General features: G+C 72.0%; 8 protein-coding genes and 1 pseudogene. 4 read left to right on the forward strand and 5 right to left on the reverse strand.

Annotation, left to right across the window (positions count from 1 at the left end; all coding sequences use genetic code 11):
* Together BUE44_RS37190 and BUE44_RS28160 are read right to left on the reverse strand one after the other, a co-directional pair.
* Nucleotides 1–237: pseudogene (locus tag BUE44_RS37190) on the reverse strand (hypothetical protein); the annotation flags it as partial.
* Between the two features lie 171 nt (nucleotides 238–408).
* A complete protein-coding gene (locus BUE44_RS28160; protein WP_073501834.1) occupies nucleotides 409–975 on the reverse strand; it encodes a CYTH domain-containing protein in 567 nt (188 codons plus the stop codon).
* Between the two features lie 456 nt (nucleotides 976–1431).
* Here BUE44_RS28160 and BUE44_RS38860 point away from each other — a divergent pair, with 456 nt between their 5' ends.
* On the forward strand, nucleotides 1432–1659 hold the full coding sequence (locus tag BUE44_RS38860; RefSeq protein WP_235002547.1) for a suppressor of fused domain protein: 228 nt from the start codon (nucleotides 1432–1434) through the stop codon (nucleotides 1657–1659).
* 1100 nt (nucleotides 1660–2759) lie between these two features.
* Nucleotides 2760–4115: an extracellular catalytic domain type 1 short-chain-length polyhydroxyalkanoate depolymerase gene (locus BUE44_RS28170; protein ID WP_073501835.1), complete on the forward strand. Its 1356-nt coding sequence runs from the start codon at nucleotides 2760–2762 to the stop codon at nucleotides 4113–4115.
* A 73-nt stretch (nucleotides 4116–4188) separates the two neighbouring features.
* Here BUE44_RS28170 and BUE44_RS28175 read toward each other — a convergent pair whose 3' ends face one another.
* Together BUE44_RS28175 and BUE44_RS28180 are read right to left on the reverse strand one after the other, a co-directional pair.
* Nucleotides 4189–6066, reverse strand: a complete 1878-nt coding sequence (locus tag BUE44_RS28175) for an N-acetylmuramoyl-L-alanine amidase (protein ID WP_107415865.1) — start codon at nucleotides 6064–6066, stop codon at nucleotides 4189–4191.
* 252 nt (nucleotides 6067–6318) lie between these two features.
* Nucleotides 6319–7161 (reverse strand): hypothetical protein, encoded by an 843-nt coding sequence (locus BUE44_RS28180; RefSeq protein ID WP_073501837.1) that lies wholly within the window; start codon nucleotides 7159–7161, stop codon nucleotides 6319–6321.
* Nucleotides 7162–7641: 480 nt separating this feature from the next.
* On the opposite strand from BUE44_RS28180, the gene BUE44_RS39865 reads away from it, so the two are divergent.
* Together BUE44_RS39865 and ggt are read left to right on the forward strand one after the other, a co-directional pair.
* Nucleotides 7642–9225 (forward strand): carbohydrate binding domain-containing protein, encoded by a 1584-nt coding sequence (locus BUE44_RS39865; protein WP_200804554.1) that lies wholly within the window; start codon nucleotides 7642–7644, stop codon nucleotides 9223–9225.
* Nucleotides 9226–9389: 164 nt separating this feature from the next.
* Nucleotides 9390–11240, forward strand: coding sequence for a gamma-glutamyltransferase (gene ggt, locus BUE44_RS28190; protein WP_079190155.1), 1851 nt, complete (start codon nucleotides 9390–9392; stop codon nucleotides 11238–11240).
* A gap of 17 nt (nucleotides 11241–11257) precedes the next feature.
* Here ggt and BUE44_RS28195 read toward each other — a convergent pair whose 3' ends face one another.
* The gene (locus tag BUE44_RS28195; protein WP_073501839.1) at nucleotides 11258–12067 is read right to left on the reverse strand and encodes a hypothetical protein; all 810 of its coding nucleotides are present in this window, start codon (nucleotides 12065–12067) and stop codon (nucleotides 11258–11260) included.
* Nucleotides 12068–12069: the final 2 nt, after the last annotated feature.

Genomic DNA, 12069 nt, shown 5'->3' on the forward strand with positions numbered 1-12069 from the left:
CCCGGGCGGCGACGGCGCATCCGCGTCCACCGGGATCGAGGTGACCTCCGTCCCGGTGGTGCCGGCGCCGGGGGCCAGGACAGCGCCGACCCGCCTGCGGGCAACCGTCCACTCCTGCCATTCCAGCTCAGCCGCAGCCAGCTCGGCCTGGATCCGATCAGCTTCCTCCCGCAACCCGTCGACACGACGGCGAGCAGCGAGCTCGTGCTGTTCCAGCAGTCCGACAACTGACGGCATCCAAGCCTCCCCGGCGAGCGACAACCCGACAGACCACAACTCCCACCGAGTCACCGTCCCTATGCCTGACCAGGCAAAACGCCGCCCTCAAGTTCGGAACGACAACAGCGACTAAGGGGGACGTCGGGTGTTGGAACTGTCCGAATGCCTGGGCCCGAGTGGCTTCGGCTGCTAGGAAGTCGTCGGATGGAGCCCGTACTCGGCCAGCCACTGGAGCAGGTCTGGGCGGGAGGTCTCGACAAGGCGGCCTCCTGTGAAGCGTGCATCGTCGGTCACCTCTGCCACGCACTCTGGAGGGGGCACGAAGGACTGTGCCTCCCCGTCGGTGGTGAACTCGGCCTCCGCCAGGACCAGGCCCTTCAGGGGGCCTTCGAAGACGTCAACGCCAAAGGGGGGCAAGCTGAAACGCGCCTTGGACAGCACTGCGGCCGGCAGGGAGGCGAGTAGGTCGTACTCGGCCGACGACAAGTACGTATTCGTGATCAGTCCCTGGACCGCGCCCGGCAGAGCGACCGGCACCTTCTGGGTGAGTTTGAGCTCGCAGCCGCCGTCCGACCGCTCGGCGCGGCGCAGACGCAGACGTGTGCCCACCAGGTACCGGTCCGTGATCATCCGCGTGACCGTCGCCGCTGACGGGGCCGGCGCTTCAGCCAGGAGGAACCGCCGCTCCCGCTCGACACGTGCGTACTTTCCCTCGTGAACCGTCTGACCTTGAACCCCGCCGGCTTTGTCAATCATGAAGCCAGCTTCTCATCGGCTCCTTTCTCCGTGCCGGCGCAGTTCGGACACAACGGTCGCCCCTGATCATCGCGGGTGGCCGGCTCTCGGCGGGCTCCGCAGCTCGCCCACTCCCCGATGCGGGAGTGGGGCGATGCAGGTGCGGCAGACCCCCTGTCCATCCGGGGGTTTGTCCATGCGTGCGACTGTGTGGCAGCAGGGACAAGGCGGCCGGACGATTCGGGCGAGGCCGGCTGAGGGTTCTCACCGTCAGCCCGGGTTCGCGAGCAGCCAGTTGGGCGTACGTCACCGCGGGGTGCTGGTCCGTGGCTGAAAGAGACGGCCACGGCGTGGAGTTCGTCCTCGCGGCGGCTGTTCGTGACGAGTGATTCGCCGAGCTTCTGGCCATGACCGGCCCACTACCATGCCGGTCACCACCTGGATCTTGGGCACAGCCTGCCCATCGGGGAGCCGTGGCTGCCCGGGTCCGAGTGCGACCACCTGCTGGTCGGTCTCCCCTGTCTCCACGGTCCCGGCCTGGAGCACTGTCCGTTGCCGGACGGCCAGGCCCGCATCCTCCGGCTCGTGCCGGTCACCGTGGCGGAGATGGCGTACCGCCGCGATCAGGGACACGAGGCTCTTGAGCAGCTCTTCGACGAGCACGCGGGCATTCCCACCGATCCGAAGAGGCGATCCGCCGCCTGAGCCTCTCGCCAGCACCGCCGGGACGGGCGCGTGGCGGCGTCCATCTCCAGCAGTGCACGGGTGGTCAGCGAGCGAGACCGGGTGTGGCCTCCTGCTCGGCGGATGCCTCGCGGCGCGGCCGGGGGCTGGCGAAGGCCGCGTCATGCGTCGCGTTGGGTGGCACCTGTCCTTGCCGGGGATGCGGCGTTCAGGCGTCCAGCGTCTCGCGGATCTGTCGTTGAGTCACCTTGCGCCGGCTGCGGGCCCCGCGGCGGGGGCGACTTCGGCGGACCCAGCGCCGTTTTGGAGCCGACGACGAGCCCCGTGGAGGCCCGGGCCGAGCCGGGTGCCGGACATCCCGGCCTCGCGGTCACCGGTTCCGGAGGCCCCGGACCCGCACCGGAGCAGGTCTTGCCGCACGCCCCTTGAGGTATCGCAGCGGGATGTGTCAGTCTCATTTCGGCACCCCCACGGGCACGCTGCCCGGGTGCCCCGCTGTACACGCCTGACCCCCCACGCTGAATGTTAGCGCTCACTTTCGAGCGACCGCGTTCTTCTCCTTCAGGAGTGTTCCCGTGACCCGAGGACCAGCCCTGCGCCGGCTCCATCATCAGCCTCTTCCGCCGGGTAGCGCGGGGATCCCGCGCGGGCGACCGGCCCGCTTCTGAGCGACTTGCCACCGCTGCGGGTGCCGATTCGTCATCCGTCCTGCTCAGGGGGCGTGGTGGCGCCCGTGGAGGGTCCTTCCGAGTCGACGTTCGAGTGGGGGACGGCTCCCGGCGAGTCGCCGGCGGAGAGCCCGGTGCGGCTCGGTGCGGCGGCCCGCTGATGGTGGCCCCGGCAACGGTTCGACGGCTCCTGATGGTCCAAGGACCCGCACCGTGCTCTGTCCCCGGACGTCCACGGGCGATTGGCGGCCAGGACCGGCGGCTCGACCGGTGAATCCTGGCGGAACGCGTCCGGAGCCGATCAGTACGTCACATCCCGGTGGCAGAGCTGTTCCGCGATGACCTCATCGACGTCCTTCACCTGCCGTGCACGGCGACGCGGAAGCCGATGCGAGGAACCCGGGAACACCCGCACACCCGAGCCGACCAACAACCCGCGGAGGAAGAGATCCCATGGCGCGAATCTGGTCCTTGCAGTCCCGTTTGCTGGGACTGCTCCTGGCGGTCGTCGCTGCGATCGGGGTGGGTCTGCCCGCCGCGCCCCGGGCTGCAGCGGCCTCGTTGACCCAGGTCACGAACTTCGGCACCAACCCGACCAATCTGCAGATGTACGTGTACGTGCCGAACAACGTCAAGGCCAACCCGCCGATCCTGCTGGCGCTGCACGGCTGCCAGGGATCCGGGCCCTACCTGTACTCCAGCACCGACTTCGGATCGCTGGCGGACCAGGACGGGTTCATCGTCATCTACCCCTCGTCCAACCCGGGCGGCAGTTGCTGGGACGTCTCGTCCGACCAGGCGCTGCGGCGCAACGGCGGCAGTGACCCGGTCGGGCTGATGTCGATGATCACGTACACCGAGCAGCACTACGGCGGGAACCCCGACGCCGTGTACGTCACCGGCGAGTCGTCGGGCGGGATGATGACCAACGTCATGCTCGCGGACTACCCGGACGTCTTCAAGGCGGGCGCGGCGTTCATGGGCGTGCCCTACCACTGCTTCTACACGGGCACCGTGCGCGGCTGGAACGGGCCCTGCGCCGGGGGACAGGTCTCCATGACCCCGCAGCAGTGGGGCGACCTGGTGCGCAACAACGCCGACCCCGGGTACAACGGGCCGCGTCCCCGCGTGCAGTTGTGGCACGGCACCGCCGACACCACCTTGAACTACAACAACCTCGGTGAAGAGACCAAGCAGTGGACGAACGTACTCGGGGTGGGTCAGACCCCGTCGTCGAGTGACACCCCGGTCACCAACTGGAACAGGGCCCGATACAACAACGCCTCCGGCAGCACGCAGGTCGAGACGTACAGCATCGTCGGTGCCGGGCACCAGTTGCCGATCCAGGGCACGCAGATGGCCGCCTACGCCGTTCACTTCATGGGCCTGGACGGCGGCGGCTCCACCCCCGCCACCACGGGCGCGCTGCACGCCGTGGGCGCGGCCAAGTGCCTGGACGACCCGAACTCGACCACGACGCCGGGCACCCAGCTGCAGATCTACAGCTGCAATGGCCAGGCCAACCAGACCTGGACGCACAACTCGTCGAACGAGCTGACGGTCGCGGTCGGAGGCAGCACCCTCTGCCTGGACGCCAACGCCAAGGGCACCGCCAACGGCACCAAGGCGATCGTCTGGTCGTGCAATGGCCAGGCCAACCAGCAGTGGAACGTCAACCCCAACGGCACGATCACCAGCGTCCAGTCCGGCCTGTGCCTGGACGTGGTCGGAGCTTCCACCGCCAACGGAGCTCTGGTGGACCTCTGGTCGTGCAACGGCGGCAGCAACCAGAAGTGGACCTTCGGATAGTCGGCGTCCGAGGCACACCTCGTAGGGCCCCCGCCGCGGTCGGCTACGCGGTCGGGGGCCAGAGGGGCGCACGTCAGGTGCAGTGGACGTCCACCGCGTTGACCAGGGCCAGGCGGTGGTTGTACTGGATCGTGTACACCGTGCCGGCGCCCTGGATGTGGGTCTCGGTGAGGCGCGTCGTGCCGTTCGCCGGGTAGAAGTCGTCACGGTGGACCGGCTGGGCTGTCGCGACGTACTTCTGGCCCGCCGGGAAGGTGTACCGGGTGAACGCCGGGGCCGTGTCCACCCCGAGGCCCGCGGGGTACTCGGACGCGTCGGGGTAGGCCTCGCCGAAGAGCGGGGCGTCGGCGGCGCCGGCCGTCGTGAGGATCCGCACGTGCCGGGCCCGGACGGTGTTCATGCCGTGCGGGTTGTCGAACCAGACCTTCTGCCCGCCGTACCAGATGGCCGTCCACTCGCCCTGCCGGCCGGCCACGACGAACTGCTGGCCCGCCGACACGGTGGCGCTCCAGTCGTTGATCTCGTCGGTGCCGGGGGAGCCGTCCGCGTGCACGTAAGGGTCGGTCGCGAGCGGTGCGCTCGCGCTCGGCGCGCTGCGCACGTAAAGGAAGTTCGACGGCTCCGACCGGTCCGCGCACGCGGGCGTCGCACCGGTCGGATCGTCCGCCGGGCACACCGTCACCGTCTGGTCGTTGGAGGCGAAGCGCGGTGCGATCGTCACCGCGCTGCCGACCGGTCCCACTCCGTGCGGGCCTTCGGCCACCGGCGCGCCCACCATCTCCATGAAGCGGTTCCAGTCCCAGTAGGGTCCCGGGTCCCAGTGCATGCCGGCGACCGACGCGTCGACCGGGCCGGGGACGTTGTCGTGGCCGATGATGTGCTCGCGGTCCAGCGCGACGTGGTACTTCGCGGCCAGGTACGTCACCAGGGCGGCCGTGTTCTCGTACTGCACCTGGGTGTACCAGGTGGCCCCGTGGGCCGCGAAGCCCTCGTGCTCGATGCCGATCGAGTGCATGTTGAACCAGTAGTTGCCCGCGTGGAAGGCCAGGTCCTTGCCGGCCACCGACTGGGTCACCGCGCCGTCGGAGGCGCGCATCACGTAGTTGGCCGCGACCCTGCTCGCGGGGTTCTGGAAGGTGGCGACGGCGGAGTCGTACGACGACTCGGTGTCGTGGATGACGATGTAGTCGATCGTCATCCCGTCGGACGGACGGGTCGCGACCTGGTAATTGGTCGTGGCCGCGGGCGCCGACCGGCAGTCGAGGTCCGGCGGGCAGTCGGTGCCCGCGTCCGAGGTCCGCTCCAGGTGCAGGGACGAGAGACCGGTGGTGTCCGCGAGCAGCGCGGGTGCGGGCGCGAGTCGCACCTCCTGGCCGTCGGCCGTGGTGCGCTCGGCCCCCGCCTTCATCGTCGCGAACACGCGGTCCGCGAAGGCGGTGGCGGCCGCCCGGTCCGAGGAGCCGCTGTACCGCGCGACCGCGGAATACCACACGGCAGGGCCCTGCGGAGTGTCGCCCCGCAGGTCCCGCTCGTACGAGGCCAGAAGCGCGGCGGCGGCGCGGATGTTGGACCGCCGGTCGGTCCGTACCCGCTGGGCCGGCAGGCCGGCCAGCGCGGCCGCGGCGGGCAGCGTGTGCAGCGACGGGTCGGACGCCGGCGACGCCAGGTCCGGGCGGCCCGCCGCGCCGGCCGCACCGTCCACGAGCATCGACGGCGTCACGTCCGTCAGGCTCATCGGGCCGTATCCGCCGCTCGTGTTGTGACCCTGGTGGACCTCCCACCCGGACTCCTGGTAGGCGACTGCCAGCAGCACCGGCTCCGGCACCCCGGACTCGTGCGCGGCGTAGGCGAAGTCCCGCTGCTCGCCCGCGGCAACCGGCCCCGCGCCTGCCGCGCCCGCGCCTGCCTCGCCCACGCCGGCAGCCTCCGCCGGGGCGGTCACGCCCCCCATGACGACCAGCGTCGCGCCCACCGCGCATGCCGCCAGTCTCCGCCGCGCTCTGCGCCTGTGACCCATGGTCCTCAGCCTCCGCCCGTCTGCGATCTCCTCGAACGCCCCATACTGACCGAACGTCAGCCTGGAAGTCGATGGTCACTGGGGTCGCAGGGGTCACAGGTCCCTCGGCGGGACCGGCGCGCGGGGGACGTCAAGTGCGGGGCGGGAAGGGTGGCTTGCCGCAGCAGCTGGGGTTCCGGCCACGCACTAGCGGGGAGCCAGGGGGAGTGGCGGGAGGGTGGTCGGCGCCAGGAGGCCCGGGAGGTCGGGTATGCCGGACGGGCCGGTGGGGATGCCGCGCGAGGTGGGGTAGGGGTGTCCGGAGCGGTCGCAGGTCTGGGGGGCGGACGGCTCCTGGAGGCGGGAGTCGGCGACCCGCTTGTCGGGGAAGGTCACCGACTGGCCCACCAGGCCGCCGGTCAGGATCTTGGTCGGGAGCTCCTTCGCGGTCAGCGGTCCGGCGCCGGTGTAGATCGCTGCCAGGTAGCCGACGCACGCCCCGGGCCGGCCGCTTCCGATGCTCTTCGGCGGGTAGACGTCCTTCACCGCCCGGCCGTCCACGCGTACCTGCGTCCGCTGGAGGGGGGCGAGGGTGAAGGAGTACTTGGCGTCCCCCGCGCTCAGGGGGTCGTCTCCGGTGGCGTGGTAGGTGATCTTCCAGTACTGGACCTGCACGGCCACCGGTTGGCACAGCGGCCCGTCGAAGCCGGGGGAGGCCTTGTCGAAGCGCACGTGGCCCCACGTCGGGTCGGACCACGTCTGCGAGCCGATCTGCCCGAACCGCACCCATTCCGCGGCCTGGTCGGCGTTCCACCCCTTGTTCTGGTGGCAGCCGGCCGCGCCGGTCGGGTACGGGGGCGGCGCGGTCGTGTGCGCCGTGGGGGTGGGCGTGGCCGACGCCGCCAGGCCGGTGCCGGTCGCCGTGGGGGACTCCGTCCCCGCGGTGCGGTCGTCACCGTGGCCGCCGCCGCTCGAGCACCCTGCCGCGAGCAGGCCCGCGGCGACTACCGCGACCGCCCGAATCCGGACGCCGCGATGTGACTGATTCACGTGATCCCCCCAAGCCCCCGGGCCGCCGGCAAGGCCCTGGTCCCCGACGGCCGATTTTATCCGGAGGCGGCGGAACGCACCGGAGAACCGGGGAGAGAGCCGGGGTGCGCTCCGCGCGCCTCACCCGCCTTTGGTCCAGACCTATTGACGCGCCCTGCCGCCGCTCCTACGATCCCGACGGTCACAGCGCGCATGTCTCCACTCCACCCAGAGCCGGGCGTCAAGCCCACCGCACCCGCTCATGCCCATGGCACGCGGCGCGAAGGCAGCGGCATGCCCGTCGGAGGCCGACGTACTCGGCGTCCGGCCGGTGCCGGCCGCCCTCGTCCGGATCCCGGCCGCCCAGGCGGCGACGCACGCGGGAGCGCGCCACTTCCGAATTCACTGCCCCAGGAGGCAGCCGTGGAACGTGCATCGCACGTGAGTCGTACGAGCCGTGCCGAGCACCGGTCGACCGTCCTGCAGCGCACCCTCGCGGGGGTGTGCGCCGCCGCGGTCGTCGGCGCCGGCCTCGCCCTGGTCGGCTCCGGCGCGGCCGGGGCCGCCACCACCAACCTGGTGGCCAACCCCGGTTTCGAGAGCGGGCTGTCCAACTGGTCCTGCTCCGGCGGCTCCGGCGCGGCCGTCAGCAGCCCGGTGCACTCCGGGAGTTCCGCCCTGAAGGCCACGCCGGCCGGCCAGGACGACGCCCAGTGCACCCAGACGATCAGCGTGAAGCCCAACTCGCCTTACACGCTGAGCGCCTACGTCCAGGGCAGCTACGTCTACCTGGGCGCCACCGGCACCGGCGCCGCCGGCGACCCTTCCACCTGGACGCCGGGCGCCTCGTCGTACACCCAGCTCAGCCTCAACTTCACCACCGGCGCGAACACCACCTCGGTGACCGTCTACCTGCACGGCTGGTACGGACAGCCCACGTACTACGCGGACGACGTGTCCCTCGCGGGCCCCGGCGGCACCACCACCACGCCGCCGACCACACCCACCACCACTCCGCCGACGACCCCGCCGACGACCCCGCCCACCTCGCCCACCGTGACGCCGACCACCACCCCGCCGACCACCACCCCGCCGACCACCGCCCCGCCGACCACCGCCCCACCGGGGCAGACCTGCGCCACCAAGCCCCGGCCGTCGGGGAAGGTCCTGCAGGGCTACTGGGAGAACTGGGACGGCGCCGCGAACGGCGTCCACCCCGGCCTCGGCTGGACCCCCATCACCGACAGCCGCATCGCCCAGCACGGCTACAACGTCATCAACGCCGCCTTCCCGGTGATCCTCCCCGACGGCACCGTCGAGTGGCAGGACGGCATGGACACCGGCGTCAAGGTCGCCACTCCTGCCGAGATGTGCCAGGCCAAGGCGGCCGGCGCCACGATCCTGATGTCCATCGGCGGCGCGACCGCCAGCGTCGACCTGAGTTCCAGCACCGTCGCCGACCGCTTCGTGTCGACCATCGTCCCGATCCTGAAGAAGTACAACTTCGACGGGATCGACATCGACATCGAGAGCGGCCTGGTCGGTAGCGGCAGCATCGGCACGCTGTCGACGTCCCAGGCCAACCTGGAGCGCGTCATCGACGGCGTGCTGGCGCAGATGCCCGCGGGCTTCGGCCTCACGATGGCACCCGAGACGGCGTACGTCACCGGCGGAAGCGTCGTCTACGGGTCGATCTGGGGGGCCTACCTGCCGATCGTGAAGAAGTACGCGGACAACGGCCGCCTGTGGTGGCTGAACATGCAGTACTACAACGGCAGCATGTACGGCTGCTCCGGCGACTCGTACGAAGCCGGCACGGTGGCGGGCTTCACCGCGCAGACCACCTGCCTGAACAACGGCCTGGTCGTCCAGGGCACCACCATCAAGGTGCCCTACGACAAGCAGGTGCCCGGCCTGCCGGCCCAACCCGGCGCGGGCGGCGGCTACATGGCGCCCGGCCTGGTCGGCCAGTCGTGGAACGCCTTCGGCGGTGCGCTGAAGGGGCTCATGACGTGGTCGGTCAACTGGGACGGCTCGAAGGGCTGGAGCTTCGGCGACAACGCCAAGTCCCTCCAGGGCCGCTGACGTCCCGCGTCCCCGGCCCGTCACCTGCCACGTGGCGGGCCGGGGGCGCGGTTCCCGCGCGGCCGAACCCGCGCGGCGGACGGCCCGACTGTCCGGCGTGCTCCTGACGGGACGGCAGAGGTGAAGTTAGTCTGCCGGAACGTTCGTTGAGTGGAGGCTCCGTCATGGGACGCAACCGTCGCACGTACTCGCAAGCGCATCCATCCGGGCGCGACCCGCGACGCCGGGCCGCGCGGGCGGGGTCCGTGCTCGCCGCCGCGGTGGTGGCCGGCGCCCTCACCGCCGCCGCGCCGGCGCACCACGACCCGGGGGCACCACCCGCCAAGGCCCCGCTCGCCGTCGGGTACGGCGGTGCCGTCGCCAGCGTGGACGCCGACGCCTCCGCGGCCGGCCTCGACGTGCTGCGGCGCGGCGGGAACGCGGTGGACGCCGCCGTGGCCACCGCCGCGGCGCTCGGCGTCACCGAGCCGTACTCCTCGGGCATCGGGGGCGGCGGCTACTTCGTCTACTACGACGCCCGGCAGCACAAGGTGTTCACCATCGACGGCCGGGAGACCGCGCCGCACAGTGCCACCGACCAGCTCTTCGTCGAGAACGGCCAGCCGCTGGCCTTCGCCGACGCGGTCACCAGCGGCCGCAGCGTCGGCGTGCCCGGCACCGCCGCGACCTGGCAGACGGCACTCGACTCCTGGGGCTCGCGGCGGCTGGGCGAGGTGCTGCGGCCCGCCGAGAAGATCGCCCGCGACGGCTTCACCGTGGACGCGACCTTCAACTCCCAGACCGCGGCCAACCAGGCCCGCTTCAAGGACTTCCCGGCCACCGCCGCGCTGTTCCTGCCCGGCGGGCAGCCACCGGCCGTCGGCTCCACGCTGCGCAATCCCCAGCTCGCCCGCACCTACCAGGAGCTGGGCGCCAAGGGGGTCGGCGCGATCTACCACGGCGACATCGGCGCGGACATCGTCCGCACCGTACGCAATCCCCCGGTGGACCCCGCCGCCACCCGCGTGGTGCGCACCGGCGACCTCACCGCCGCGGACCTGGCGTCGTACAGCGCGAAGAGGCAGGCACCGACCCACACCGAATACCGCGGACTGGACGTCTACGGTCCTTCGCCGTCCTCGTCGGGCGGCACCACCGTGGCCGAGGCGCTGAACATCCTGCAGCACACCGACCTCAAGAACGCCTCGCAGGTGCAATACCTGCACCACTACATCGAGGCGAGCCGGATCGCGTTCGCCGACCGCGGCCGCTGGGTCGGCGACCCCGCGTTCGAGCAGGTGCCGACCGCGGGGCTGACCTCGCAGCCGTTCGCCGACTCGCGGGCCTGCCTGATCAAGGACGACGCGGTGCTGACCAGCCCGCTCGCCCCGGGCGACCCGGCGCACCCGGCCGCGTGCGGCGGTACGGGAACCGCCGCGCCGACCACGTACGAGGGCGAGAACACCACGCACCTGACGGTGGCCGACAAGTGGGGCGACGTCGTCGCCTACACGCTGACCATCGAGCAGACCGGCGGCAGCGCGATCACCGTGCCGGGCCGCGGCTTCCTGCTCAACAACGAGCTGACCGACTTCTCCTTCGTGCCCGCCAACCCGGCCGTCCACGACCCCAACCTGCCCGGACCCGGCAAGCGCCCGCGCTCGTCGATCTCCCCGACCATCGTGCTCAAGGACGGCCTGCCGGACTTCGCGATCGGCTCGCCCGGCGGCGCGACCATCATCACCACCGTGCTCCAGGTCCTCACCGAGCACGTCGACCGCGGCCTGCCCCTGCTCGACGCGATCGCCGCGCCCCGCGCCAGCCAGCGCAACGCGGCGAACACCGAACTCGAACCCGCCCTGTGGAACAGCCCGCTGAGGTCCGGCCTGGAGGGCATCGGCCACCACTTCACCCAGAACCCGGAGATCGGCGCCGCCACCGGTATCCAGCACCTCCCCGACGGCCGCTGGCTGGCCGCGGCGGAGCCGGTACGCCGCGGCGGCGGGTCGGCGATGGTGGTGACTCCGGCGCGGTAGGCGACTTCCGCTCGCGGTCAGCCGCCCTTGCGGAGGCGGGAGTTGACCTCGCGGCCGATGGCCGGGGTCACCTGCACCTCCTCCGCGGGGGCGGCCCCCAGCCGGCGGGCCAGGGCCTGGCCGTGGAGGTCCACCGCGGCCTCCACCAGGTCGGCGGCGGCCTCGACGGCGGCGCGGGCACGGAGCAGCGCGCCCAGCCAGGTCAGCAGCGACAGGGCGGTCAACGGATACCAGGCCAGGGCGGGGACGAGGGAGAGCAGCGCCCACGACGCCGAGTCGGTGGCGTCGAGCCAGGCGCGGTCGGCGGCTCGCAGGTCGTCGCGGTCGGGGGCGGGGAGCAGCAGCCACAGGCGCGGCCAGGCGGACGGCAGGTCGAGGCCGTACTCGGCCCGTACGCGGGACTCCACGGCCTGCAGCCGGTCGCCCATCCAGGTCGCCGAGCGCGGTCGGGCCAGGGCGACGCGGTTGCGTGCCGCCGCGTGGCGCGGGCCGGCGGCGTCGTGGGCGTGGGCGACCGCGAGGCGGTCGGCCTCCTCCCAGCGGCGCAGGCGGCGGTGGAACCACGGGCGGAGCAGGGCCTGGTGGCGCCGGCCGAGGAAGAGGTCGGCGACGTAGCGGGAGAGGATGCGCCGGGCCAGGACCGCGGCCGTGGCGGCGCCGGCGGTCAGCACCGCCGCCCTGATCCAGGCCGCGGGCTCGTGCGGCAGGTGCTGCCAGCCGCCGTGGCGGCGGACGCCGATCGCGTAGAGCGCCCCGGCCGTCCACAGCAGGGCCTCGGGAGTGCCGAGGTCCCGCCAGGCGCGCGGGTGTTCGCCGTATGCCCACATGG

The sequence above is a fragment of the Actinacidiphila paucisporea genome (assembly GCF_900142575.1).
GTDB classification, from domain to species: domain Bacteria; phylum Actinomycetota; class Actinomycetes; order Streptomycetales; family Streptomycetaceae; genus Actinacidiphila; species Actinacidiphila paucisporea.